26 protein-coding genes are annotated in these 26,274 nt (G+C 27.4%); 21 read left to right on the forward strand and 5 right to left on the reverse strand.

Translation table 11 applies throughout. From position 1 onward, the window contains the following. Positions 1-77: 77 nt before the first annotated feature. On the reverse strand, positions 78-368 hold the full coding sequence (locus D4Z93_RS06770; RefSeq protein ID WP_119971662.1) for a hypothetical protein: 291 nt from the start codon (positions 366-368) through the stop codon (positions 78-80). A 180-nt stretch (positions 369-548) separates the two neighbouring features. Between D4Z93_RS06770 and D4Z93_RS06775 the strand changes: the two genes are divergently transcribed. From D4Z93_RS06775 to D4Z93_RS06785, 3 genes are all read left to right on the forward strand, one after another. Continuing rightward, on the forward strand, positions 549-929 hold the full coding sequence (locus D4Z93_RS06775) for a winged helix-turn-helix transcriptional regulator (protein WP_119971664.1): 381 nt from the start codon (positions 549-551) through the stop codon (positions 927-929). Between the two features lie 171 nt (positions 930-1,100). After that, entirely contained in the window at positions 1,101-1,499 is a 399-nt protein-coding gene (locus D4Z93_RS06780) for a flavodoxin family protein (protein WP_243106001.1), read from the forward strand. 331 nt (positions 1,500-1,830) lie between these two features. Continuing rightward, positions 1,831-2,064 carry a hypothetical protein gene (locus D4Z93_RS06785; RefSeq protein ID WP_119971667.1) on the forward strand — a complete coding sequence of 78 codons (234 nt, stop codon included), beginning with the start codon at positions 1,831-1,833 and terminating at the stop codon, positions 2,062-2,064. Between the two features lie 64 nt (positions 2,065-2,128). Here the strand turns inward: D4Z93_RS06785 and D4Z93_RS06790 are convergent, their stop codons facing one another. Next, positions 2,129-2,662 (reverse strand): nitroreductase family protein, encoded by a 534-nt coding sequence (locus D4Z93_RS06790; RefSeq protein ID WP_119971669.1) that lies wholly within the window; start codon positions 2,660-2,662, stop codon positions 2,129-2,131. A gap of 160 nt (positions 2,663-2,822) precedes the next feature. Here D4Z93_RS06790 and D4Z93_RS06795 point away from each other — a divergent pair, with 160 nt between their 5' ends. From D4Z93_RS06795 to D4Z93_RS06855, 13 genes are all read left to right on the forward strand, one after another. Further along, positions 2,823-3,053: a DUF3892 domain-containing protein gene (locus D4Z93_RS06795; protein ID WP_119971672.1), complete on the forward strand. Its 231-nt coding sequence runs from the start codon at positions 2,823-2,825 to the stop codon at positions 3,051-3,053. A 228-nt stretch (positions 3,054-3,281) separates the two neighbouring features. Beyond that, complete coding sequence (cmr1, locus tag D4Z93_RS06800) at positions 3,282-4,217, forward strand: type III-B CRISPR module RAMP protein Cmr1 (RefSeq protein WP_119971675.1); 936 nt, start codon at positions 3,282-3,284, stop codon at positions 4,215-4,217. Beyond that, positions 4,214-6,154 (forward strand): type III-B CRISPR-associated protein Cas10/Cmr2, encoded by a 1,941-nt coding sequence (cas10, locus tag D4Z93_RS06805; RefSeq protein WP_119971677.1) that lies wholly within the window; start codon positions 4,214-4,216, stop codon positions 6,152-6,154. Before cmr1 ends, cas10 begins: the two co-directional genes overlap by 4 nt. Positions 6,155-6,164: 10 nt before the next feature. Beyond that, positions 6,165-7,310, forward strand: coding sequence for a type III-B CRISPR module-associated Cmr3 family protein (locus D4Z93_RS06810; protein WP_119971680.1), 1,146 nt, complete (start codon positions 6,165-6,167; stop codon positions 7,308-7,310). Beyond that, a complete protein-coding gene (locus tag D4Z93_RS06815; protein WP_119971683.1) occupies positions 7,310-8,692 on the forward strand; it encodes a DNA-binding protein in 1,383 nt (460 codons plus the stop codon). Before D4Z93_RS06810 ends, D4Z93_RS06815 begins: the two co-directional genes overlap by 1 nt. A 15-nt stretch (positions 8,693-8,707) precedes the next feature. Next, positions 8,708-9,562, forward strand: a complete 855-nt coding sequence (cmr4, locus tag D4Z93_RS06820; protein ID WP_119971686.1) for a type III-B CRISPR module RAMP protein Cmr4 — start codon at positions 8,708-8,710, stop codon at positions 9,560-9,562. A gap of 14 nt (positions 9,563-9,576) precedes the next feature. Beyond that, a complete protein-coding gene (cmr5, locus tag D4Z93_RS06825; RefSeq protein WP_119971689.1) occupies positions 9,577-9,990 on the forward strand; it encodes a type III-B CRISPR module-associated protein Cmr5 in 414 nt (137 codons plus the stop codon). Positions 9,991-10,007: 17 nt separating this feature from the next. Next, positions 10,008-10,916, forward strand: a complete 909-nt coding sequence (gene cmr6, locus D4Z93_RS06830) for a type III-B CRISPR module RAMP protein Cmr6 (protein ID WP_162920267.1) — start codon at positions 10,008-10,010, stop codon at positions 10,914-10,916. Between the two features lie 71 nt (positions 10,917-10,987). Next, positions 10,988-11,695: a DNA alkylation repair protein gene (locus tag D4Z93_RS06835; protein ID WP_119971695.1), complete on the forward strand. Its 708-nt coding sequence runs from the start codon at positions 10,988-10,990 to the stop codon at positions 11,693-11,695. Positions 11,696-11,730: 35 nt separating this feature from the next. Then, positions 11,731-12,537 carry an MBL fold metallo-hydrolase gene (locus D4Z93_RS06840; protein WP_119971697.1) on the forward strand — a complete coding sequence of 269 codons (807 nt, stop codon included), beginning with the start codon at positions 11,731-11,733 and terminating at the stop codon, positions 12,535-12,537. A 93-nt stretch (positions 12,538-12,630) separates the two neighbouring features. Next, positions 12,631-13,446 (forward strand): YihY/virulence factor BrkB family protein, encoded by an 816-nt coding sequence (locus tag D4Z93_RS06845; protein WP_119971700.1) that lies wholly within the window; start codon positions 12,631-12,633, stop codon positions 13,444-13,446. A gap of 24 nt (positions 13,447-13,470) precedes the next feature. Then, complete coding sequence (gene surE / locus D4Z93_RS06850; protein WP_119971701.1) at positions 13,471-14,217, forward strand: 5'/3'-nucleotidase SurE; 747 nt, start codon at positions 13,471-13,473, stop codon at positions 14,215-14,217. Positions 14,218-14,344: 127 nt separating this feature from the next. Continuing rightward, positions 14,345-15,175: an HAD family hydrolase gene (locus D4Z93_RS06855; RefSeq protein ID WP_199798381.1), complete on the forward strand. Its 831-nt coding sequence runs from the start codon at positions 14,345-14,347 to the stop codon at positions 15,173-15,175. Between the two features lie 81 nt (positions 15,176-15,256). On the opposite strand, the gene D4Z93_RS06860 is transcribed toward D4Z93_RS06855, so the two are convergent. Continuing rightward, entirely contained in the window at positions 15,257-15,802 is a 546-nt protein-coding gene (locus D4Z93_RS06860) for a flavodoxin family protein (RefSeq protein WP_119971707.1), read from the reverse strand. 159 nt (positions 15,803-15,961) lie between these two features. Between D4Z93_RS06860 and D4Z93_RS06865 the strand changes: the two genes are divergently transcribed. Further along, positions 15,962-17,455, forward strand: coding sequence for a hypothetical protein (locus tag D4Z93_RS06865; RefSeq protein WP_119971709.1), 1,494 nt, complete (start codon positions 15,962-15,964; stop codon positions 17,453-17,455). A gap of 17 nt (positions 17,456-17,472) precedes the next feature. Beyond that, positions 17,473-18,681 (forward strand): hypothetical protein, encoded by a 1,209-nt coding sequence (locus D4Z93_RS06870; RefSeq protein WP_119971712.1) that lies wholly within the window; start codon positions 17,473-17,475, stop codon positions 18,679-18,681. A 52-nt stretch (positions 18,682-18,733) separates the two neighbouring features. On the opposite strand, the gene D4Z93_RS06875 is transcribed toward D4Z93_RS06870, so the two are convergent. After that, positions 18,734-20,179, reverse strand: coding sequence for a DEAD/DEAH box helicase (locus D4Z93_RS06875; RefSeq protein WP_119971714.1), 1,446 nt, complete (start codon positions 20,177-20,179; stop codon positions 18,734-18,736). A gap of 150 nt (positions 20,180-20,329) precedes the next feature. Between D4Z93_RS06875 and D4Z93_RS06880 the strand changes: the two genes are divergently transcribed. Continuing rightward, entirely contained in the window at positions 20,330-21,811 is a 1,482-nt protein-coding gene (locus D4Z93_RS06880) for an MFS transporter (RefSeq protein WP_119971717.1), read from the forward strand. Positions 21,812-22,273: 462 nt separating this feature from the next. Here D4Z93_RS06880 and mltG read toward each other — a convergent pair whose 3' ends face one another. Continuing rightward, positions 22,274-23,278, reverse strand: a complete 1,005-nt coding sequence (gene mltG / locus D4Z93_RS06885) for an endolytic transglycosylase MltG (protein WP_119971719.1) — start codon at positions 23,276-23,278, stop codon at positions 22,274-22,276. A 187-nt stretch (positions 23,279-23,465) separates the two neighbouring features. On the opposite strand from mltG, the gene D4Z93_RS06890 reads away from it, so the two are divergent. Together D4Z93_RS06890 and D4Z93_RS06895 are read left to right on the forward strand one after the other, a co-directional pair. Beyond that, a complete protein-coding gene (locus tag D4Z93_RS06890; protein ID WP_119971721.1) occupies positions 23,466-24,428 on the forward strand; it encodes an NAD(P)H-dependent glycerol-3-phosphate dehydrogenase in 963 nt (320 codons plus the stop codon). Positions 24,429-24,737: 309 nt separating this feature from the next. Further along, entirely contained in the window at positions 24,738-26,231 is a 1,494-nt protein-coding gene (locus tag D4Z93_RS06895) for an ISLre2 family transposase (protein ID WP_119970197.1), read from the forward strand. The last annotated feature ends 43 nt before the right edge of the window (positions 26,232-26,274 follow it).

The following is a 26,274-nucleotide window of genomic DNA, read 5'->3' on the forward strand; positions in this document are numbered from 1 at the left end:
TTTAAAAACAGGCACTATTTATAATGCCTGTTAAATCGTACAACTGGTTAAGTTTATTTTTTTTGCATAATTGAAGATTACACTACACTGTATATTTTCACATCAGGAGCATCATCCCATAATGCTTTGAGTCCTACAAAAACATCATTTTTGAATAGTTCGCTATTTAGATATAATTTTGCGTGTTCTACACTATCGAAGCCATGGAGTACCTGAACATCTTCATCGCGGATTAAAAGGTTTTTAGTAAGTGCACCAGATATGCTATTCAAAAATGGAGTGCGGTAATCTGAATAAACCTTTGCTGCAGAGGCTCTTTTTGTACTGCCGATTTTCATTGTGATTTCAAGATAAGCTTTTACTTTCATATTAAAGTTCCTCCTTAAATATTGTTATATTTGTTTATTACACAATTAAAGTATATTAAAAAAACTATGTGGGTGAAAGATATAAGCAAATTTATGAGTAACTAATAAATTTTATAGTAACTTGTAAATTTATATCAATAGATTATAATTTATGTATCAAAAATATTGGAGGAATGGCAAGTGTATAAACAAAAATTAGAAAGAGAAATCAGATGTCCTCTAGAGTATGGATTGGATATATTTGGACGCAAGTGGAATTCACGTATCATATGTGTACTAGCTGAAAAGCATATATTGCGGTATAGTGAAATTCGTAAGGAAATGATAAATATAACAGATGCAGTATTAGCAACAACTTTGAAAAACTTAATTTCAGATAACATAATAAAACGGGAGCAATATAATGAAATTCCACCTAAAGTAGAGTATTCACTAACAGACAAAGGTAAATCTGTTGTACCTGTTTTGCAAAGTATTTGTAAGTGGTCTGGAGCTTATCATAAAAATGAAAATGAACATACAATGGCTCAATGCCAGAAATGTGATTATAATAATGAATAAGGCAAATTTCAAAGATAAATTAACAGGTATCTAAGCCATCATTTTAAGCAGTGTGATTGTTATTAGCAAAAGTGTATAATTAGAAGAAAATGATATAAACTTGCCGATACATATTAACGGCAGGTTTGTGTTAGATGGGTTCTTCTTTATATTTATGGACTTAATAACTCCATTCACCAAGGGAATGTAAAATTATTAGAAAAAGTAGCAAAAGGAGCTAAATCTAAAGGTGCTGAAGTTATTGAATTTAATTTAAATAATTCTGGAGTTCGTGGCTGCCAAGCTACTTCTATTGCCGTACCCATGACGGTTTGTACTATTAATGATTATCTTCAGCCAATGTATAAGGCTATTAATGAAGCCGATGCTATTGTATTTGGTTCTCCAATTTACTATTATCAAATTACAGGTAAAGCAAGAGTTTGGTTGGATCGTACATTTTCAATGCTTGGAGATAACTTTACACCAAGACATCCAGGTAAAAAGTTAATAACCATATTTGTTCAAGGAAGCCCAGATCCTAAAATAGGTGCAGAGAGCGTTAAATTTGCTAATGATATTTTAGAATAATATGGTTGGAAGTTGGAGGATAGTATTCATTACTGCGGAACTAGTAATAATACTGATTTAGAAATGTTTGATGAGTTATCTTTAAGAGCATTTAAGGATGGGGAAAATTTAGCCAGATAAATTTCTAACATATATTTGAACGCCGCATTTATTTAAATCTGAATAATGTGGCATTTTTGAAGTATATTTTCGGAGAAAGTCGAGCAATAATGTTATACATTTATTCTTTATATTTGTTCTTTTTTACTTGAATTATATATTTTAGTAAGATTATAATTATGATGACTAAAGAAATAAATTTGTAAAATTCTAAGCTTTTAAGGAGAGAAATATGAAGGTAATATTTGAATTTAAGAATATAAATGGTGAGTTAAATACAGAAAATAATATAGAAAAAGAGTTAACTTATGAGGAAATTGTTGTAATACTAAATTCAAAAGAAATAAACTATCCAGTAAATAACTCGTTTTTATTTACACCAAAACATTGTACTGTTGAAAATTCTACATATGATATGTTTACTGAGCCCTATAAATTAAAAATAACACTTAGGGAAAAGCTGTAGCGCCATCGAAAATAATCCAAGGAAAGAACCTAAAAAGGTTCTACTTTGGTAATAATTTATATTGCTACTTTAAGTATTTATTTGAGTAACTGTTTAAATATACTTTACTATAATTTAAGCTTTCTTCTGTTAAAGGATCTTTTTCTTCATCTGGGCAGCCTATAGAGATTACTGCCAGAATGTTTATGTTTTCAGGAACATTAAATATTTCTCTAATGTATTCTTCTGAGGATGTACTTTCATTATAATTTCTATTCCTTACTTGAAGCCAACAAGACCCTAGGCCTATTTCTTGAGATAACAGGTGGATATTACTTGCTGCAATTGAGGCATTTTCTATCCATACGTCGCTTAAAGAAGGATTACCCATAACGATAATTCCAAGATCAGCATTTTTTAAAAATGAAGCACCTGGTTTGAAATTAGAAAGTTTACTTAATAAGTCTTTATCTTTAACGATAATAAACTCGCAGGATTTAGAGTTTTTTGATGTTGGTGAGAGCAATGCAGCTTGTATTAAGCTCAATATTTTTTCATCAGAAACTTTTTCATTTGTGTATTTTCTTATACTTCTTCTCTTTTTTAACAGTTCAAGCATCTTTATATCCTCCTTTAATAAATCATTTCTTATTATAGTAACATAAAATCAATTGAAAAATGTATTTATTATAGAAATTTTTACATGGGAATAATTCACGAATATTATATAACACTGTTACAAATAATATTGAAAAGAAAATATATGTGAGGTGTTAGTTATGAGTGATAAATCAAAAGTTCTGAAAGTAAAGAAAAATTCTCAGGGTGATATAACTAATGTAATGCTTGAAAATGGTAATATATATTCAATGGATGAAGCAATAACGATGGCAAAAGACGGTTTAATAGAAGGTGTAAATGTCGAAAAAGCTAAAAGTGGCAGAGAGTATTTAAGAAGCAATCCTAATGGTAGTGAAGATGATAATTTAGATAATAAATCAGTTTTTTAAATAATATTTGAGAAAGCATAATGAAATAAATTTAGGTAGACTAATGAAAAAATAAAAATATCCTTAAGGTTATGAAATATAAACTTTAAGGGTATTTTTATTGAAATTTAAAAATTAAAAAATTTAAAATAGAATTTTATAAAAATTTCGGAAGGAATTTGGATATATTTGTAGAATTATATATTTAATGTGAAATGGTAAAATATTTAGAAATTAAGAGGTGACTTCATGTGTCTTAATAGAAAGTGTCTTAATAGAAAGTATTTTCTAAAAAGTATTACTGATCTTTGTTCAAGTGGAAGCGATAAAAAAAATATAGAATTTAGACTGACAGAAGTTAAAGCATCTATGAGATTTTGGTGGAGAGCACTTAATTATTATGATGATGCTCAAAAGTTATGGAAGGATGAAAGAAAAATTTTTGGTGATGGAGATAGTATTAAATCCCCAATTGTCTTTAGATTATTAAATGAAGATAAAGAATCTAATGGATGCTATGGTAAACATATTGTTGGATGGGATTATAAAAATAATATAGGTAGGTCGATTAAATGTATTTCACCAGGTAAAGAAATAAGTTTTGAAATGTCACTTTATAAACGCAAAATTCCAGAAAAAGATTTTACTGACAAAAGTATATCCTTCTATGATAGTCTTTTAAAACTGTCCTTTATACTCGGCGGAATTGGGAAAAGGAGTAGGAGAGGCTGTGGAGCTTTTTATATAAGCGATAAATATGATTGTGATCATAAGATAACATCAATAAATATTTATAATAATATAATAAGATTTATGAAAAATATAGGGATTGATAATTATTACAATTTTTCAAATAATGGATCGTTAATTATTTCAAGAAAAAAAGTTGATTGTAATTTAGAATATCCTTATATAGAGCAAGTAATGATATCTAGTAGAGTTATATCAGAAAATGATTTTTATGTAAATAAAATAAAAAGGGCTATAGACGAATGTAAAAAAGATAAAATTAATTATAAAGTATCAGATGGTAGACTTGCCTGCCCAGTTTATGTAACGTGTTACGGTGATGATAGAGATAGGATTATTCCTATAATTGTTAAGTTACATAATACCTCTAAAATATCAGGTCAAAATTATGATGATAGTAAGTACTATAATAAGTTTAAGGAGATGATACTTTGAGCAAAAGAATAATATTGTTTTCTATTGGCTCAGTTCAAGATTTTATAATTAATTCAAAAAAATTAAAGGATTTATTTAATAGCAGTAAAATATTTTCAAGTTTAATAGAGGAAGGAATTGAGTTTTTGCTTGATAAAAAGGGAAAAATTTTATTGCCTAAAATAAAGGAATATGATAATAAAACCCAAGAATCAATAAATTCAAATAATTTACCAAATTATTTTATTGCAAAATATGAATCTGAAGGATCTTTAGCTAAAGATATTGAAAAGCATATAAGAGATTTTTATATAGACAAGCTTATGAGAGAGAAGAGTATAAGAGGAATTAATGAATTTAGAGAACAAATATGTATTCAATTAAATTCTTCTCTTAATATATATTGGGTGGAGAAAGAATTAAATGAAGACTTTAGTTTGAATAACTCAAAACAATATAAAGCTGTATATGAGGGATTATATAAATATTTAGAAGCAGTAAAAAATGTAAGAAAATTTAATAATATATCTGAAGAAGGGATGAAGTGCTCTATTTGTGGTGTGAGGAATGCGATAGCAACAAATAAAGATGAGATAATCAAAAAACCTAATATACAGCGTATATATAGATATGAACTAAATGAAAAAAGTTTTAGTGAAAAAAGTCTATGCAAATTAGTAAATGAATTACGAAATAAAAGAATAAAAGTTTGCTGTGAAGATATTAGAAGAATAAAACAAAAGGTGGAATTGGATTGTTTAAACTATGAGGGATTAAAAGAAAATGAAATGTTGTGTGGAGTTTGTTTATTAAAGAGAGTAAGTAAATTTAGTGATAAAAAAGGTATTAAATCAATTGCATATATTTGTCTTAGCAGTTATATAAAAAAGAATTTAGAAAAGGATATAGGATATTATAATTATTATAATTTTATAGATAAAATAATCCAAGAGAATAAAAATCATTTTGATATTTATGAAAGTATGTATAAAGAAAATTGGGATGATCTTCTTAAAATTTTTGAAGAAGAAAAGAAAGAAAAATTAAAAATACAGCTTGAAGAAAAATTTAATAATTTATATGATAAAAATCTACCTAAATATTATTGTTTATATAGAATGGATATTGATAATTTAGGTAAGTGGATGAGTGGTAAATATTATAAATTTGAAGAAGAATTATATGACTATCAAAAAAGCTTATCAGAAAAAATAGATAACTTTTTTAATAAAATCAGTGAATATTTCAATGAATATTCAAAAGGTAATTTGATATACTCTGGAGGAGATGATCTTTTAGCATTAATACCGGTTGATACAATATATAACTTTCAGAATTATGTATATAAATGTTTTAAAGAAAAAATAAATGATAAATATAAGGATATTACATATTCACAAGGAATATTCATAGTACATTACAAGGCTCCTCTGGGAGAAGTTATTAGAATTTCCAAAGAAGAAATAGAAAATACTAAAAATAGATTTAAGGAAAAGATAAATGATCTTGATATAGAAAAAGCTAGTACTGTTATATCTATAATGACAGAGGGATATGATAATCAGAATGTATATTTTAAAAATACTATTGGAAGAGAAAAAACTTTTGAAGTATTATACGTGGATTTGTTTAAATATTTTGACAAGGATAACTCTAGTTACTTTTATGAAGAGTTAGAAAAAGAATTTTTAAATCTTGATTATAACATTGATAAATCGTATAAGAGAGATTTACTTCTAAATATATTTGAGATAGAACAAAAAAGATTAATGAAAAGAAGTATTATGGTTAAAAATTTTACTGATGATCAAAGCAAAGAGATAGATAAAAAGGTGGAAAGTATAAATAGTAAATTAATTAACTTTCTAAAAATTAATGGAAGAAAGAAAAATGCTGTTGATCTTGAAAATTATTTTAATTTGTTTCATATAATTAGAAAATTAAAATTAGATATGTAGGTGAATTAATATGAGCTCAAAGAAAATTATGAAAATAAAACCTTGTGATAATTTGTTTTTAGGAACTGGTAAGCAATTTATTAAAGAGGAAAGTACATGGTTAAGCACAAGACTTATTCCATATCCCTCTGTTTTTCAAGGAGCAATTGCCTCACTTATGCTAGCAAAAAATCGAAATAAAAGGAAAAAGTATATTGATGAAGATGATTATTTATCAGATCCACGAAATTATTTAAAAATAGGTAGAATATATTTATATAATGATAAGGATAGAGAAGTTTATATGTCAGCTCCACTAGATTTATTTTTAGATGAATATGGGAAATGTCATTTTTTAAATATAAAAAGAATTGATACTAATATAATATGTTCGGTTGAAGGCGTATCACATTTATTTTTTAATGAAATAAGTGGGGATAGTGAAAGAGTAGATGGAATGTTTATAAAATATAGAAATTTTTATAATTCATATTGTTATACTCAAGAGAGCATAGTCGTTATTAAACCATCAGATATTGTATCTGATTCTTATAAGGTTGGTATTCAACTGAATGAAAATCACACAACTAAGGAAGGTCATTTGTATAGAATTGATCTTACGGAATTTAAGGAAGATGATGAAGAAAGCTGGAGCTATTTAGTTGAATATGCTATGGATGATAGCTGGTGGGATGGAGAAACAAATCAACTTGAAAAGGGATATTTGAAATTAGGTGGAGAAAATAAAGCTTGTAAATTTTGGTGCTATGATATAGAAAAACTACTAAGAGATTATAGCAATATTTATAATAAAATTAATGAAAATGAATATGTGAAAATACTTCTTACAACTCCATGTGAATTTAAAAGTGGCAATTGGAAACCAGAATTTAAAAATATAGAAGTAGTAGCAGCAGCTATTGGGAAAGGTTATGATATTGGTGGATTCGATATGAAGTTAAAAATCCCAAAACCAATGAATAAAGCTGTACCAGAAGGATCGATATATATATTAAGAGGATCAGATTTAAAAGGTAAGTGTTTAGGTGAAATAAGGAAAATTATTGAAGAGGAAAATATATTGAAAGAAGAAACAAAAATCAGGTTAAATGGATTTAGTTGGTTTGAAGTAATTTCAATATCTGAATTACAGATGCAGGAGGTTGGTGAAGGTTAATGAAAAAAAAATTTGATTCAATAGTCATTTGCTCAACATTAAATCAGATGGTAAATTATATTGTTATACAAGAACATGGAATTAAGAATATTTATAATATAACAATAAAAGAAGAAAATGACAAGTTTGATTATAAGAGATGGGATGAGAATTTAGAAAATATTTTAAAATTGTCAGGGGTTGGAAGTATTTTAGATAACTCTATTTCTTATGGAAGAAATGAAATATCCGATCATAAAAGCATTATACAAAAATTAGAAGAAAAATTTGATAGCATTGATGATAAATATTCTAAAGAGTCAATTTTATGGAACATAACAGGTGGACAAAGATATTTTGTAATGGCAATAACTGAATATGTGTACAATAATAGACCGCAAGATGTAATAGTATATTATGAAGGCGATTGTGAAAAAATGTACTATTATTCAAAAAAACAAAAATTTCAAGAGAAAAACATATTTATAAATAACAGACCTTATCCTATGACAATTTCTATAGCTTTGAAAATTATGGGATTTGAAATTTCAGGAAGATCATTAATGGAACCTTCAAAGTATTATAAATTTTTGATAGAAGAAGATGTTGATAAAAATATAAATGGTGAATATAACTGGTATGCAAAATTTTACAAAGATTATATTGATAATAATAATGAAAAATTGAGACAGCTTCTTATAAATTCAAATAGATTTCAAAACGATGAAATTGATGTTCAAGTTAAAGATAATAAAAAAACTATTCAGACTAAGAAAATTAATAGAACTGTTTTAGATAAAATTATAGAAGATATAGAGAAACATTTAAAATCAGATGAAATAATAGACAGTGAAGATTGTTTTAATGATTTTAATGTATTGAAAAATAGCATAGAGAACCACGATAAAGGAAAAGTATTTGGATATATTCTTGAGAGAATGACTCTTTATAAAGTAATACAAATACTAAAAGAAGATAAAAACCTGATGTCTAAAATAGCTGATATTGACATAAGTGTGAAAATAAAAGGTGATAGAACAGACTTAGATAAAAAAATTATTGATGAATTTGATATATTGATTTTAACTAAAAAAGGGAAAATTATAATGATGGAATGTAAATCTGGAGGAATGACTGGAGATAATGCTAAGAGTCATAATTATTCTACTTATGCAGTAGCTGGAATTTATGGTACACCTATATTAATATGTCCTATAAATAATAGAGGAGACGTTAAAAAGTTCCAATCAGAAGTGGAACATTTATCTGATAAAGAGAAAAAAAATAACGAAGATGTGTATCAATATATAAGAAGTTCGGGATATGCAGCAGAGAAAGCAAATTTAGATATATGGACAGTATATGAAATTGAAGAAAAACTAAAAAATTTACTTAATGGTTAAGAAAGGATGAATAAAATGTTTAATAATGTAACTCCAATAGCAATAAGAGCAATAACACCTATACATGCGGGAATAGGAAGAAATTTAGGGCTTATAGATATGCCTATTCAAAAGGAAAAGCATACAGGGATACCTAAAATAGAAGGCTCAACAATAAAAGGATGTATGAAGGAGCAGCACAGAATCAAGAATGGAAAAAATACGTACAAGCTTTTTGGTGGAGAAGATGATGATAAAAATGCTGGAATAATTGGTTTTACAGATGCTAGATTGTTGTTTTATCCAATACCAACTTTAAAGGGGATATTTGCCTATGTTACTTGCCCTTATTTATTAAATAGATATTTTGAAGATATAAGTTTAATTCCCGAAGAATGTGATAAAAATGTCGAAGATGAAAATAGTAAATATGAAAAGATAACAGATGGTAAATGTGTGATACTAAAAGAAATAAACGATCAAGAAGACAAAAAAGAAAATAAGAAAATAATATTAGATGAATATTCTTTTGAAATTGAAAAAAATAAAGAAATTAGTAATAAATTTGATTTAAAAAAATTTGATTTAAAAAATGACAAATATATAGTTGTCATATCAGATAATGATTTTGTTGAGATAATTACTTTGTGTAAGGAAATTATTACAAGAAATAGAATAGATGAAAGTACTGGAACAGTGACGGAGAGAGCTTTGTTTGTAGAAGAATATTTACCTTCAGAAGCAATTTTGTATACATTAATGTTACAAAATAGCATAGTAGATAAGGAAAATTTGTATGATAATTATAAAAATAATCTACCCAAAATAACTCAGATAGGTGGAAATACTACGATAGGCAAAGGAATAGTAAAAATGAAAATTATAGAATAAAGGTGGTGAAGGAATTGACTTGTGAATTTAAAGATTTAGGAAGGAAAAAAGCAGAATTTGCATTTATTAAAATAGAAGAAATTTATAAAGAAAATAATAAAAAATTTAAAAGTTATATTAAGCAAATACCAATGTATATATATAATAATGGACTTATTGCTACATTATCTTTTATATTAAAAAAATCTAATAAAAATAAAGAAAGTGAAGAAGGAAAAAGTTATTGTAAAATATGTGAAATTTTGAATGGATATTTGAATGATGAGAAATTTAATGAATATTGTATAAAACCAAGATCAAATGATTTAAAAGAAATAATTAAATATCTTGCTAGTAATGAATGTGGAAGTGGAGAATATAGAAGAATTACATTAAATGTATTATCAATTCTGGAATGGCTCATTAGATTTTCAGAAGGAATACTTTAAGGATAAGGATGAAAAGAATGAATAAAAAGTTTAAAAGAGATAATAAAAAAATAGACAAAAATAATAATAACAAATTATTAAGCAAATTAAGTTTTGATGATTTTAAGAATTTAAATTTAGGGAAGGATAACTTAACATATTTTTTGAAAAAATTCGTTATAGAAGATGAAAAATCTAGAATATTTATAGGAAAATTAAAAAATGATACAAAAATAAGATCAAATAAAGTAGAAGAATTATTTATGATAAAACAAAAAACAGAATATATTGAGAATTATAAAGAATCTATTAAAAATTATTGTGAAGAGTTAAGTTTAGAATTTTTTGATAAAATAGAGAAAAAAACTTCTTATAAACTTGTTGTTGGATTAGGTAACCCAAGTGTAACAGAAACAGCAATTACTTTACATCATACATATGGAATACCATATATACCAGGGCAAGCTTTAAAAGGGTCAGCAAGAAGTTATTTTTTAGAATTATATTATAATATTAAAACAAAAAAATTTATTGATGAAGAAAATTATAATTTAGATAAATTAGAAATTACTTATAGAAATATGTATAAATACATATTTGGGGATGATATTCATGGAGAAGATAATGAAAAAGGATCAGTAATTTTTTTTGATGATTTTCCATTAAATGAAGTGATTATAGAGAAGGATGTTACGACACCACATTATGGGAAATACTATAAGAATGTTGGAAGTCCTGTAGATGAGTTTTATCCTAATCCAATATCATTTTATACAATAAAAAATACCTATTTTAATTTTATGATTGCAATAAATAAAAATAAAATGAATTTAGATTATAATAAATATGATTATTTAAAAAACTTTGTTTTGAATTTGATTGAATCAATGCTTGAGGAACATGGATTGGGATCAAAAACTTCAGTTGGATATGGAAGATTTGTTTAATAATTATAAATAGATAGTATATTATTTAAGGCTCTAAAACATTCTAAAATCACAAAACAAGGAGGATCAAATTGAAAGATAACACAACAAACAAAGTAAAAAAAAGAATTTTTGAATTAGCGGATGAAAAATATAAAGAATTTCACACCAAACTTTCGCCGACTAATTCTAGTATAATTGGAGTTAGGATTCCAGACTTAAGAAAGCTTGCAAAAGAAATAGCAAAGGGAAATTGGAAGGAATATTTAGAGGCGACAGGAGATGAATATTACGAAGAAGTAATGCTTCAGGGGATGGTTATAGGATATATAAAAATTGATGTTAAAGAGAGGCTTAAACTTATTGAAAAGTTCATTCCAAAGATTGATGGTTGGGGGATTTGTGACAGTTTCTGCACCGGACTCAAATTTATAAAGTCAAATAGAGAATTGGTATGGGATTTTGTGCAGCCATATTTAAAATCAAGTCATGAATTCTATATTCGATTTGGTGTTGTGGTATTACTTGATTTTTATGTAGATGAAGATTATATAGATCGTGTACTTGAAGTATTGGACAAAGTAAAGCATGACGGCTATTATGTAAAAATGGCAGTTGCTTGGGCAATTTCAATTTGTTATATAAGATTTCCAGACAAAACTATGGTGTATTTAAGAAATAACTCTTTAGATGATTTTACATATAACAAGTCACTGCAAAAAATAACAGAATCCTTTAGAGTTGACAAAAGTGCAAAATTGATTATTAGAAGTATGAAGCGAAAAAATCCAGTATCTTGATCAAAAATTATTGAAAAAGTGGGGCAACAGTAAAAATGAAACTTAAGGTTTTGGTGGATAACAATACGTATATAGATCAGTACTATTATGGAGAACCTGGTGTATCATATTATATTGAAGATGAAGGAACTAGAATTTTATTTGATGTGGGTTACTCTGATATTTTCTTGAAAAACTCATCTGCTTTGGGAGTAGATCTAAGTAACATAAATAAAATAATTATTTCACATGGACATAATGATCATACGGGAGGACTCAAATATTACTTTAGTCATGACTATAAAAATAATGTTTCTATAATTGCTCATTTAGATGCATTCAAAGAAAAAATAGAAGGAGATTTGAAGATTTCTTCTCCTATATTAGAACAGGAATTAAAGAAAAGATGCAATTTGATTCTTTCAAAAACTCCTAAAGAAGTGAGTGAAAATATAATATTCTTAGGAGAAATACCAAGGACAAATGATTTTGAAAATAAAATTCCTATTGGAAGGCATGCTGTCTGTGGAACTTTTGTTGATGACTATGTAATGGATGATACAGCTCTTGCATACAAAACCCAAAGAGGAATTTATATTATTACGGGATGTTCTCACAGCGGTATATGTAATATAGTTGAGTATGCAAAAAAAGTTTGTTCCGATAATAGAGTGCTTGGAATAATAGGAGGTTTTCATCTATTCGAAATAAATGAGAGCGTTAAAAGAACTATTGATTACTTGAGACAGAATAATATAAAGGAATTGTATCCATGTCACTGCACTTCATTTGAAGTTAAAGCCGAAATACATAAAGTTTTGCCAGTAAAGGAAGTTGGAGTTGGCTTGGAAATAAATTGGTAGTCCAAAAGTTATATATGTTTTTTATTTTTTACAATTCTAGTACACTAATTAGAATAATATAAATAGTATAGTGAATATGAAGGTGAAAATATTATGCGAAAGAATTCATTATACTATTTAAAATGTATAGTTATAAGATTTATAAAAGATGATGTACTCGCATTGTCCTCACAGCTTGCATTTAGTCTTGTTTTTGCATTTTTCCCATTTTTGATATTTATACTAGGGCTTATGGGATATATGCCAATTCAAAGTGATAGTATACTTAAGGCATTGAACTTTGTATTCCCTTCAGATATACTAAAACTTATAAATAATACAGTGATATATATAGTTGATAATAAAAATAGGAGAGTATTATTTCCAAGCCTGATATTTACAATATGGACTACTTGTAGTGGATTTCAAGCTGTTATAAGAGGACTGAATATGGCATATGGACTTAGAGAAAAAAGAAGTAAATTTAAGCTTTATATTATATCAATTTTATGTACATTAGGATTTATAATGATTATACTCATAACCAGTATGCTGCTTATCTGCGGGCAGATAATTGGCAGGTATTTAACGTATACATTTCAGCTTCCAGGTGAGTTTAATATAATATGGAATATAATAAGATATGTAGTTATGATTATATCTATAAGTTTTATATTTGCAATATTATATAAATATATGCCCAGTATTAAACTTAATTGGAATGAGGTTATAGCTGGAGCTTTTACAGCAACGGTTAGTCTCATAATTGTATCTATTTGTTTTGCATTTTATGTAAATAACTTTTCTAATTATTCATTTATATATGGAAGTATAGGTGCGGTTATAGCACTTCTTACCTGGCTATTTATTCTTTCAAATATTATAATAATAGGAGGAGAGGTAAATGCTATAGTATATAGGAAAAGATAAATTATTGCTGAAGGAGAATAAATTATGAAAATATTGTTGACCAATGACGATGGAATTAATGCTAGTGGTATATACGCTTTAGCTAAAGAACTTGAGAAAAGCTATGAATTAGTTATTGTTGCACCTGATAATGAGAAAAGTGCGAGCAGTCATTCTATAACTATAAAAAAAGCTTTATTTGTAAAAGAAGTACACCTTGATGGATTAAAATCTAAAGCGTATAGTCTTAGTGGAACACCGGCGGATTGTGTTAAATTTGCAATAGATAGATTTTCGAATGAGAAAATAGATATTGTTTTATCTGGAATAAATAATGGAACTAATATTGGATCAGATATACTTTATTCAGGAACAGTTTCTGCTGCTATAGAAGCAGCTAGTAATAATGTGCCATCAATGGCAGTATCTTTGGAATTCAGGCATGGTGTAGAAAGTGATTATGCTGCTGCAGCAAAATATGCTGTGAGTATTTTAGATAAAGTTAAAGACAAGTTTTTAAAAGGTAACATAGTATTAAATTTAAATATACCTATTAAAATAAATGGTCTAAAAGTGTGCAGAATTGGTGGCAGAAGCTTTTCAGGACATTTCATTGAGAAAAATTATAAGGATGGGGAAAATGGATTTATATTAAAGGGAGAGGCTGTCGAACTTAATGATAATGATACAGATGTATATTTCATAAAAAATGGGTATGCTACATTAACTCCATTACACTATGACTTCACAAATTTTAAATTATTTGAAAAACTTAATAATGTTATCTATTAATAATTAAATTATTGCCTTTCAAATCGTATTTCAGATTTATTGAACATCATTTTGTTGTTATTATACGTAAATTAAGAGTATAATAAAATTTGTTGCTTAAAATATGAAAAATTTTGGAGGGGTTATTTTGAATTTGTATATTTCGGATCTGGATGGGACTTTATTAAATTCTGATCAGGTAATAAGTAAAAATTCAATAAATATAATAAATAGACTTATAAAGTTGGGGCTTAAATTTACTATTGCGACGGCTAGATCGTATGAAGCGTGTCAAAGCATACTTGAACCTTTAAATTTAAATATACCCATTATTTTAAATAATGGAGCCTTTATATATGATACTATTTATAACAAAAACGTTGTTGAGAATTATATAGATGATAATATGGTTAAGTTTATTTTGAACTATTATAGTTCAAAAAATATTTTTCCTATAGTGTCTGCTGCAAATTCTATTGGACAAAAAAAGGTATTTTATAGGGGAATATTTAATTATGGACAAAATGTATATATAAATTCGAGGAAAGAGCGTGGAGATAAAAGATTGGAAAAGATAGATGATTTCTCGATTTTAAAAGGATATAATATTATAAATATATTTGCTATAGAGGCAAAGGGAATTTTAGATGATACTTATAAACTATTTACAAAGAAGATAAGAGGTAGTTTTCACTATACCGAGGAGATATATGCGAGAGGCTTTTTTTGGTTGGAGTCTATGAACATTAATTCAAGCAAGAATTCTGCAGCTAAATTTTTGAAGGATAGTTTGAAAGCGGACAAACTTATTTGCTTTGGAGATAATCTAAATGACCTGCCACTTTTTAAATTGGCAGATGAAAAATATGCAGTAGAAAATGCATATCAGCCATTAAAAGATCTTTCAACTGGAGTAATAGAATCTAATAACAAAGATGGAGTTGCTAAATTTATTGAGAACAATTTTAAATCTGCTTAATTTTAATAGGCAGCTGCCTAATTTTAGGTAGCTGCTAATATATCTGTATAGTTAGTTTAGATGTTGCCTTATAGAGCTCTGTTAATCCAATTTGTTTACAAGGTAGGCCACATTTTCAGAAAATCTTTTTACTGTTCTCATTCCTTCTTCATCATTTAAAGCTTCACCAGGTTTCTCACCAAAGACTACATTCCAGTATGTAGAGCCCGGTATAATCATATCATTGTAAAGATAAAACATTAGCATTTCCTGTATTGATGATGTTTGACCGGCACGTCTTGCAACAGCAATTGGGCCTCCCACTTTTCTTGATAAGAAGTTTCCATCCTTCATAGCTGCCATTGCTATTCTTTGAAGTGCTGTCATAGTTTCAGCCCTTGCAGTACCCCAATAAACAGGGGTTCCGACAATAAGACCTTTAGCATCTTTTATCTTATTAATTATTTTATCAAAATCATCGTTATATCCACCATTAACATTCATAGAATCTTTCAAATTCATTCCAGCCAGTGATATAGTTTCAGCTTCGACACCATTAGTTTCTATGACTTTTGCACATTCTTTCAGGACTTTAATTGTATTACCGTTTAAATTTGGACTTCCGCTTAATAATATTACCTTTTTCATATAATATATCTCCTTTCAAAATTTAATATATCAGCATTATAATGATAATACTAAAAGCTGATAATATCAATATTTAATAAGGAATTATGTTGTTGAGTAATTTGTAGAATTATGGTATAATTATACAGATAATGATGTAATATTCAGGAGGAAATCTAAATGGATTTTGATGAATTAAATATTGAATATCAAAAACTTAAGGCTGGATTTAAGCTGTTTGAAAATATTATAGAATATGAAGATGATATAGATTTAAATGTAGATTTAATTAAAATTGAAAATATAATAAATGAAGTGCTGCCTGATATATTATTTGAAAATACACCTTCGAATTTTTATGATTCATATTTTGAATTTAAATATGAGTTTAACAAATTTAAGGATTTTATAATGTATAATAAAATTAGGGACAAAAAGGTTGTCGCAGTTGGAGGAAATCAGAGTAGTAAAAAATCAAGTTTTTTAAACCCTATTTTGGATAACCATAAATTTTTGTTAAAATCAAATCCTGAAAACTTAACATCTACATATATTATAAATGATGAAGATACTAAAATATGCGGATTAAATGCACATCATTCCAGAATAAGTATAAACTTAGAAAATCTAAAAAATTTCAGCAAGTTATGTAAGGAAGATGAGCAAACTATATTAAATTATCTGGGATCGCAATATATTTTTAGAAGTGTATTTTTTTCTACTCCAATGCAAATTTATAAAAATATAGCTTTTTTAGATGCACAATATAATAGTTCGGATTTTAATGATAGTTGTAGTAAATTTGTAGTTGCCCAGTTAAATTCAAGTAATTATATAATATGGTTTATGCAATCGAGTTTAGTTGAAACTATGAACAAAGATATAAATATAATTAAAAATCTCAGAAGGGAAATACCGAAGCTTATTATATTAAATAATGATGATAATTGTACAAGAGAAGAAATAGGCAAAGTCATAGATAAAATTAAATATAAACTTAACGAGAGTTCAATTGAATATTTGAATGTCCTTTCTTATTCTAATAAAATGCCAGATGAATTTGATAATGTTAAAATAAGGGAATATATTCAAAAATGGAATGATGGATTATATAATTCTAAATTTAATTATAATTTTAAGTTTCTGTTTTCAAAATGTTTTAATTATTACAAGTCTTTAATTAAAAATGAAAGTAGGAGACTCAGTGATTTAAATAAAATATTTAGCCTAGAAAAAAATACGAATTTAAAAGAGAGCATATTTTTATTGTCTAAAGAGGCTGAAAATAATATAAATCATTTTAAAGAAATCGCTGGAGAATTAAAAAATATTGAAAATGAGTTTTTAAATAGAATAAAGAATGCAGCTGATAATTTTGATATAATCATGCCTGATGTTAATGAAACTAAAGATGTTAATATAGATCCTTTGAGTATAGTAAAAGAGTATATGAAAAATCATATTCCTAAGAGTGATCCTAATATTAATATTGCTATTTCAGATACTTTAAAAGGATTGAATCCTATTATGAATGAAGTACCCGGAGGATTTATGTATAAAACTTACATATCTAATATGATAAGGAATATTTTAACGCTTAAAAAGGATGAAGTAAAATTTAATGAAACGAATAATAATATCACTAGTTTTGTTAAATACATAAATAAACTTTGATATGAGGAGAAAAAGTTATGACTGGTATAGATAATAATTCATTTAATAAAATAAGACAATATTTTAAAAATCACAAAGCAGCTGCATATCCTATAAAAGGACATCCTCTTGAAGAAAGTGAAAACTATATAAAAAGTGTATATATGGAAATGTTGTGTGTGATTTTACAATATGGTGGATTACCTAAAGGAGAACAAATACTTTTTGTAAGAAGGCTTTTAGAAGGCATTGGTTTTGGGGATAGATTTGACGAATGTATGAGGAAAGCATTGTGTGCAGATGAAGCCTTTGCTTGTGAATTTGTAAAGCAATTTAAGCATAATGATTTAAAGTATAATTTTATAGTTGATTCTTTAATTACAATTGCATCAGTAGGAACTCCTGAAAAATATTCAGTGGAATTTGTTTCAGAGATATGTGAAGCACTTTTACTTAATAAAAAAGAAGTACAATTTCTGGTTAATGTTGCACTTAGCATACTTGAACAAAATAGTGAAATATATAGCTGTATTTTAGATAAAAATCTTGCTCAGGATATGATTGGATATTTTATGTGTTATTTTAAGCAATTTTTTGTTGGAAAGCTTGTTGATACAAATGCAGAGTTGTATTATTTTGCAAAAGAAATGGCTGAACTGAAACTTCCAGATGAAAATATTGAAAACTGTGCTGAATTTAAACAGGACAATATTGTTTTTGAAAACTATATAATTGATTTAAGCAAAATAAGTTTCAAGTTTGTACGATGTGACTATGTTGAATTTATAAATTGTAGTTTTAGTGGAATTGGACCAATTGTATTTGAGAACTGTAAACATGTCAATATTATAAGATGCAGCTTTAATGATTTTACAAAAGGAGTATTTGATATCAAATCATGTTATAGTGTCAATATTTTAAAATCAAACTTCAAGAATTGCGGTAAGGTAGGTTCTTCTGATATATATGGTGGCATAATCTACTCTGACAATTTAAATGAAATTACTATAAAAATGTCTAAGTTTAATGGATGTTTTGTTAAATCAGGTAATGGATATGATAGAATATATGGAATAATATTTTGTGGATCGGATTCGACAAAACATATTGTAATAGAAAATAATGATTTTGGATATTTTGATGTTAAAAATATTACAGATTCAGATAGGCTATTTTATGGAGTGAATAAAGAACATTTCGAAATTAAAGATAATACTATGTTTGATAATAATATGAGGTTAGTGTAGATTTTTATATATTAAGACAGTGAGGATAAATTGCACTGTCTTAATGATTGTTTTATTTTTGAGCTATTTCGGCTCTTATTTTTTTACCTTTTATAGTCTTTAATTTGAGCTTTTCAATTACGAGATTTCCTTTATTAGAGAGTATATCAACATAAGAGAAATTATCCTTTATATCTATTATACCAATATCATCTGGATCAACTCCGTCTATACTTGAAATAGTTCCTGCAATATCCCCAGGTCTAATTTTCTTCTTTTTACCAGCGCTTATGTATATTTTTGTGATGTCTTTATCTACTTTTTTTGATTTACTTGTTTTAAGTTTTATAGGATTTTCAAGTTCATTATCAAATATTTGTTTCCCATTTTGTACTTCATCATTAGATGGAATTTCTGATTTTTGTATATTTAAATTAAAGTTTTCTACTATTTCATCTAAAAATCTATACTGATTATGTGTTACAAAAGTTATGGCAATTCCACTTTTACCTATACGGGCAGTTCTGCCAATTCTGTGAATATAATTTTCCTTTTCCATTGGTATATCATAGTTTATTACATGTGTTATGTTTTCAATGTCAATTCCTCTTGCAGCTATATCAGTGCATATGAGGAAAGTAAATTCTCCTCTTTTAAATCTGTTTAAAATGTCAATTCTTTCAGGTTGGAGCATTCCGCCGTGAAAAGAAGCACATAAAAATCCTGAATCTTTCATTTTTAAAAGTAAATCATCTACATTTTTTTTAGTTGAACAAAATATCATTGAGCTTATTGGCCTTTGAGTATATATTAATTTTTTTAGTAAATTGAATTTCTTATCATTTTCTACTTCATAATAAATTTGTTTTATCCTTTCTAATGTGGGATTTTTAGATTCAATTTCTATGTTTATTGGATTTAACATGTATTCATTACATAAACCAAGTATTTCATCCGGCATAGTTGCAGAAAAAAGAAGAGTTATTTTATTTTTAGGAAGTTTATTAAGTATAGATTTTACCTGGTCTATAAAGCCCATATTTAGCATTTCATCAGCTTCATCTATTATAAGGTACATAATATTATTTAGATTTAGAGTCCCTCTTTTTATATGGTCTAGGGTTCTGCCAGGTGTTCCAGCAACAATATGAACTCTTTGTTTAAGTTTGTTTTTCTGAATATTCACTGGCTCTTTTCCAAATATCGATACACACCTTAGTCTTTTAAATCTTCCTATATTTGAAAAATCATCCTTTACTTGAATCGACAATTCTCTTGTTGGAACAAGTACAAGGACTTGAACACTGTTTTCTTCGAGTTCTATCTTTTCACAGATAGGAATTGCGTATGCTGCAGTTTTACCACTTCCCGTCTGTGATTTTACAATTATATCTTTATTTTTTAAAATGAGTGGAATGACTTTTGATTGAACTTCAGATGGTGTTTTATAATTCAATCTTTTAATTGATTTTAATATATTATCGCCTAATCCAAAGTCTTTAAAATTTAACTTATCCATAATATTACCTCGATACTCTTTAGTTTAACAATATTTATCATACTATTATATTTTGATAAAGTACAGTAAACAATATTCAAATGTAATGCAGTATAGTTGACTAATCAACTATACTATGCTATTTTCTATTAGTGAAAGGATGGGAAAAGATTGAATAAAACTGAAAGTAAGATTCAAATTGAAATATACAAGAACAGATGGTTAATTTTATTTACGGTACTTTCTGCAACTTTTATGTCAACATTGGATAGCAGCATAGTAAATGTTGCATTACCTGATATGTCGGTTAAATTAAATGTAGATATGGCAGGTATAGAATGGGTTGTTACAAGTTTTTTAATAACTGTTGCGGCAAGTATTTTGATTTTTGGAAGACTAGGTGACATGATAGGAAAGACAAGAGTATTCAAATATGGATTAGTAGTTTTTACAATGGGATCACTATTTTGTGGACTTACAAATTCATTACCCTTACTTATAACGGCAAGAATAATTCAAGCAATAGGTGCTTCAGCTACAATGGCCACTAATCAAGGTATAATAACTCAGGTTTTTCCTGTAAATGAAAGAGGAAGAGCTCTTGGAGTTTTAGGTACATTTGTTGCACTTGGATCAATGGCTGGTCCTCCAATCGGTGGAATTATAGTTTCTGCTGTAAGCTGGAGATATATTTTTTTAATAAATGTACCTATAGGAATAATTGTATTTATACTAACAATAAAGATATTTCCAAAACCGCATATGGTTTATGGAGAAAAGCTTGATACAAAGGGAGCCTCACTATTTGTAATATCTACTGTACTTTTATTTGGAGCATTAGGGCAAGGTCAAACTATAGGATATAATAATCCTATAATACTTTCTGCTTTTGCTATTTCATTTGTAACTTTTGTATTATTTATTATGATCGAATACAAAATTGACATTCCACTGCTTCAATTAAGTATATTTAAAAATAGTTTATTTTCAGTTAGTATATTATGTGCGTTCATTTCATTCATTACAATTAGTGCATCTAATATAATACTTCCGTTTTATTTTCAAGATACTTTAAAATTTTCACCTGCAGCAACCGGTTTTTTCATGATGGTATCTCCAATTGTTTTATCTGTTGTAGCACCTTTTAGCGGTTATATGTCGGATAAAATTGGTTCAGAAATACTTACACTTATTGGACTTACATTTACAAGTTTAGGGCTATTTTTAATATCCAGTTTGACAGAAAAATCCTCTGTAATAATGTTGATAATATATATAGTAATAATGACTTTGGGAAATGGAATGTTTCAGTCACCAAATAATTCACTGGTTATGTCTACTGTAGCAAAGGATAAGCTTGGTATAGCCGGGAGTGTAAATGCACTTATTAGAAATTTAGGATTTGTTTTAGGAACTTCACTTTCAACTGTATTATTGTATAACAGGATGAGTTATAAAATTGGGTATAGAGTAACTGATTATATAAAAGGTAATGATGCAATATTCATGTATGGTATGCGATGGGTATATATAAGTGCAGCAACTCTCTGCTTAATTGGGGTGGTAATAACAGCACTCAGATTTTACAATAGTAAAAAAAACAAAAAATATAATAAAGCTCAAGCAAATAATAAAAAGGATAATGTAATTTAAATATCAAATTTGTTTAAAGTATACAGTTATTATTAAAGTTAATTTATGATTGAAATATAATTTCAAAATGGAAACATAAATTAACTTTAAAATAATAAATAAAATTGATATTAAAAATTTAAATACGGAATATTAAAGGTTGGATAAACAATATGATTTAAAAATGAGTTATGCGCATAATGAAATGCACTGCAGCAGATTGCTGCAAAATCAGAAAATTAAACCTATTTAGAGTTCCTTTTTATTTTTTTATGTGCTTGGGTATTTTTTTCAAGAATATCAAGGGATTCAGATAAACATTCTTCTATAACATCCGGAGTTATTAACACAGTTTTCTTATTCAAATTTTCACCTTCTTTCATTTATCTTAATATTATAAGCCTAGTAACTTAATATGTCAAGATGCAATTAGCTGCGAATATGAAGTGATTACATATTCGCAGCTAATTGCAATACAAATATTTATTTTACATACTTTTTTACATTTTTCATGTGATCTCTGTAAGTACTAGAAAATACATGTTCATTAGTACTTGTATTTAAAACATAATAAAGATAATTTGTCTTATCAGGATGTACTGCAGCTATTATTGATTTTTTACCAGGATTGCATATTGGTGATGGCGGCAATCCTTTATTTATATAAGTATTATATGGTGATTTAATTGTTAAATCTTTATTATAAAGTTTATCCTTATGCCCTATTACATAGAGAATTGAAGCATCTATTTGAAGAGGCATATTTTTATTTAATCTATTATATATTACGCTGGCTATTTTAGGCCTGTCTACATCTTTACGTGCTTCTTTTTCAACCAAAGATGCAATAGTTGTCAAATTTCTTATATTATAATTATTATTTAAAATATAAGTTTTGTATGGAGAAATCTCGTCATCGAATTGCTCAAGCATTGTATTAATTATTTCATCTGAATTTACGGTTTCTCTATCAAAGTAATAGGTATCCGGAAATAAAAAGCCCTCTATTTTGTGATCTCCATCAGGAATATTATTTAAAAACCAATATTTATTGGATTTGAAGTTTTTTACCTTACTTAAAAAATCTGATTTACTAACTAATTTGTTTCTTTCTAGAGTTTCACCAATTTGTTCACTGGTATAACCTTCCGGTATAGTTATTTTAATCATGTTTCCATTTTTATAGTTTCTAGACAATATATCTGTAAGCGTTGAAAATGATACTTGTCTAGGTATTGAAAAATTTCCTGATTGGATTATTTTGTTTCTATAAAATATTTTTTTTGTAAGCATAAAGTAATCCTTATTTTTTATTACAGTGCTATTATATAGAATAGTAGCTACTTGTTCAGTAGATGAATTTTTAGGTATTTGTATAGTCACTATAGAGGTATTTTGGGTAGTACACAAGGATTTATTTATACAAAATAATCCGAATATGAATAATATTGAAATTAGTGTTTTTGTTAGTGTATGTTTTCTTTTCATTATTGATCTCCTCATAATTATATCATCACAATTTATTTTAACACTTATTTGTAGAATATAAAAAAATAATATGTTATAAATTTAAAAACTTTGAAAGATATCTATAACGTGATAGAATATTTAAGTAATTATACATATAAATAATATATCATGGAAAAAATAATAAAAATTGAATTAGGAGGAAAATATGAATATATCGGTATTAGGCTGTGGACGATGGGGAAGTTTTTTGGCATATTATTGTAATAGTGTAGGTCATAACGTAACACTATGGGGGAGAAAAAATTCACGTAATTTTAATGCTTTGAAGTTACATAGGAAAAATGAATATCTAATACTACCTGATGAGATTTTATTAAGTAATTCTCTTGAAGACTCATTTGGAACTGCTGATGTTATAATAATATCTATAAGTTCTCAAGAACTTCGCGGATTTGCTAAAAAGTTAAATTTAATTGATAATAAGGAAGATAAGATATTTGTACTATGTATGAAAGGATTAGAGGCCTCTAGTGGAAGTAGACTTACTCGAGTTTTTAAAGAAGAAATGGGAAATAACATTAATGTTGCTGTTTGGGTAGGACCAGGACATGTTCAGGATTTTGTGTCAGGAATACCAAATTGCATGGTAATTGATTCTGAAAATATAGATATAACGAAGAGACTTGTTAATATTTTAAGCAGTGATCTTATAAGGTTTTATTATGGTCAGGATTTAATAGGCAATGAGATTGGAGCTGCATCTAAAAATGTAATAGGCATAGCAGCAGGAATGCTTGATGGATTAGGATATACAAGTTTAAAAGGTGCACTTATGGCAAGGGGTACTAGAGAAATATCAAGATTAGTAGGAGCGATGGGAGGAAATAGTATTACCATATATGGTTTAAGCCATTTGGGAGATTATGAAGCAACACTTTTTTCAGAGCATAGTCATAACAGAAAGTTTGGAGAAGAATTTGTAAAAAATAAAAAGTTTAATAAATTGGCAGAAGGTGTATCCACAATAAAAGCATTGATTGAGTTATCAAAACAATATGATATAGAATTACCAATATGCAATGCATTATATAGAGTTATATTTGAAAATGCAGATGTTTCAGGGACTCTCATTAATTTATTTTTAAGACCTCTAAAATTCGAATTTTAAATAATTTTATTTTAAAAATACTCAAAGTTTTAAATTGTATTATGATTTTGAGTATTTTTATTTTATCGTTTATAATTTATACATAAAAAATATTATGTAAATTAAAAAAATGTAAACTAAAAAAATATATTAATAAAATAAATTAGACTATACAAATAAATAATAAAGCCCTTAGAGTATAATTTTAGTAGGCAAAGGTAGTAATAATTACTGGTTAAAATAATAAAGGAGATACAAAAAGTATCTCCCATGTACATAAAAATCCATTATAATATAAGTTGATAAGACTATATAGAAATGGGTGAGATTATGTACAATTTAAACGATACTTTAAGTTTAAATGATAATGAAATAACTTTCAATAGTTTAGAGAAAAAAATATATAAATATGCGTGTGATACAGCATGTGAAATTCTAAGAGAGGTGCTTTCGCACCTGGACCGGAGGTTAATGGATGAAAGAGATGCCGAAATATATAGAAATAAAGGATTAAGGCATACGTGTATAAAAACTATTATGGGAGATGTAGAATTTGACAGACGTATATATGAATACAAAACTGATCAAGGGAAAAAGGCATATAAATTCTTACTGGATGAATACTTAAAAATGGATACAATAGGCCATATTTCAAGCACTTTAGTAGAAAAAATAGTAGACAATGTAACCAATGTGTCTTATAGGAACACTTCAAATAATATTAAAGAACTGGCAAACCAGGAAATCAGCCATACGGCAGTATGGAATGTAGTACAAAAATTAGGTTCTAAAATAGAAGAAAAGGAAGAGAGGAAGATACTGCTGAATAAAATGGGAAAATTAAAGGGCTCAAGGGAAGTTAAGGCCTTATTTCAGGAGATGGACGGCATCTGGTTAAGCATTCAGGGGAAAGATAAACCTAAAGGAAGGAAGTCTAAAAAGAAAGAACTTAAGCTGGGAGTAACTTATGAGGGCTGGAAAAAGAGAGGTGGCAGAAAAGACGGCTATGTAGTTCATAATAAAACAGCATGCGCCAGCTTTGGAACAAGTAAAAAATTCAAGGAACTTAGTGATGCCGCCATTGCAGAAGTATATAACACAGATGAAATAGAAGTAAGAATTTTGAATGGGGATGGTGCCCCATGGATAAAACAGAGCATGGGTGGAGAAGGCGTATATTTTCAGTTAGATCCATTCCATAAAAGTCAGGCAGTACTGAGAAATATGGAGGATAAAAAGGAAGCATATAAACTCATGAAAATGCTGCATGACGGAAAAATAGATAAGAGTTTTGAATACTTAACAGGTCTTATGGTTAAGTATACTAATAACGAAAAAAAGTTTAAGAAATTAGAAAAACTGTATACATATCTCTTTGAAAATAAGGCAGGATTAGTGCCATATCACTTAAGAGAAGAGATAAAGATGCCGGAGGCACCTGAAGGACTGGAATATAGGAATTTAGGCACAATGGAGCATAATATTTGTGACATACTGGCCCAGAGGATGAAAGGGAGAAAAATGAGCTGGTCTATAAAGGGTGCAAATAATCTGGCAAAAATACTGGCAGAAAAAGCTGGTAAAAGAATATACCAAACAATCGATGAGATATGTTCAGGTTCTATTTCAGATGATAAACTGGAGAAAATAAAAGAGGTTATAACATTAACGGCAGCTGATGTTAACAAGAAACCTAAGAAGAGCAGGTATTACCATATACATAAAGCAGGGATACCATTTACAGGCTGCGCCGTAACCAATGGCAGAAAAGCGATACAGAGCTTTTTTCAGGAAAGAAATCTCAGTGAACTGGTTTATAGATAATTTAAAAACTCGGGATAAAAGTTAACAGGATAAGTGCGCCCTT

The sequence above is a fragment of the Clostridium fermenticellae genome (assembly GCF_003600355.1).
Lineage (GTDB): Bacteria > Bacillota > Clostridia > Clostridiales > Clostridiaceae > Clostridium_AV > Clostridium_AV fermenticellae.

Bases quoted from the DNA above. Each gene is read 5' to 3' on its own strand.
- D4Z93_RS06770 (WP_119971662.1), bottom strand. From the start codon at position 368: ATGAAAGTAAAAGCTTATCTTGAAATCACAATGAAAATCGGCAGTACA.
- D4Z93_RS06785 (WP_119971667.1), top strand. From the start codon at position 1,831: ATGAAGGTAATATTTGAATTTAAGAATATAAATGGTGAGTTAAATACA.
- D4Z93_RS06790 (WP_119971669.1), bottom strand. From the start codon at position 2,662: ATGCTTGAACTGTTAAAAAAGAGAAGAAGTATAAGAAAATACACAAAT.
- D4Z93_RS06795 (WP_119971672.1), top strand. From the start codon at position 2,823: ATGAGTGATAAATCAAAAGTTCTGAAAGTAAAGAAAAATTCTCAGGGT.
- cmr1 (WP_119971675.1), top strand. From the start codon at position 3,282: ATGTGTCTTAATAGAAAGTGTCTTAATAGAAAGTATTTTCTAAAAAGT.
- D4Z93_RS06810 (WP_119971680.1), top strand. From the start codon at position 6,165: ATGAGCTCAAAGAAAATTATGAAAATAAAACCTTGTGATAATTTGTTT.
- D4Z93_RS06815 (WP_119971683.1), top strand. From the start codon at position 7,310: ATGAAAAAAAAATTTGATTCAATAGTCATTTGCTCAACATTAAATCAG.
- cmr4 (WP_119971686.1), top strand. From the start codon at position 8,708: ATGTTTAATAATGTAACTCCAATAGCAATAAGAGCAATAACACCTATA.
- cmr6 (WP_162920267.1), top strand. From the start codon at position 10,008: ATGAATAAAAAGTTTAAAAGAGATAATAAAAAAATAGACAAAAATAAT.
- D4Z93_RS06840 (WP_119971697.1), top strand. From the start codon at position 11,731: ATGAAACTTAAGGTTTTGGTGGATAACAATACGTATATAGATCAGTAC.
- D4Z93_RS06845 (WP_119971700.1), top strand. From the start codon at position 12,631: ATGCGAAAGAATTCATTATACTATTTAAAATGTATAGTTATAAGATTT.
- surE (WP_119971701.1), top strand. From the start codon at position 13,471: ATGAAAATATTGTTGACCAATGACGATGGAATTAATGCTAGTGGTATA.
- D4Z93_RS06860 (WP_119971707.1), bottom strand. From the start codon at position 15,802: ATGAAAAAGGTAATATTATTAAGCGGAAGTCCAAATTTAAACGGTAAT.
- D4Z93_RS06865 (WP_119971709.1), top strand. From the start codon at position 15,962: ATGGATTTTGATGAATTAAATATTGAATATCAAAAACTTAAGGCTGGA.
- D4Z93_RS06870 (WP_119971712.1), top strand. From the start codon at position 17,473: ATGACTGGTATAGATAATAATTCATTTAATAAAATAAGACAATATTTT.
- D4Z93_RS06875 (WP_119971714.1), bottom strand. From the start codon at position 20,179: ATGGATAAGTTAAATTTTAAAGACTTTGGATTAGGCGATAATATATTA.
- mltG (WP_119971719.1), bottom strand. From the start codon at position 23,278: ATGAAAAGAAAACATACACTAACAAAAACACTAATTTCAATATTATTC.
- D4Z93_RS06890 (WP_119971721.1), top strand. From the start codon at position 23,466: ATGAATATATCGGTATTAGGCTGTGGACGATGGGGAAGTTTTTTGGCA.
- D4Z93_RS06895 (WP_119970197.1), top strand. From the start codon at position 24,738: ATGTACAATTTAAACGATACTTTAAGTTTAAATGATAATGAAATAACT.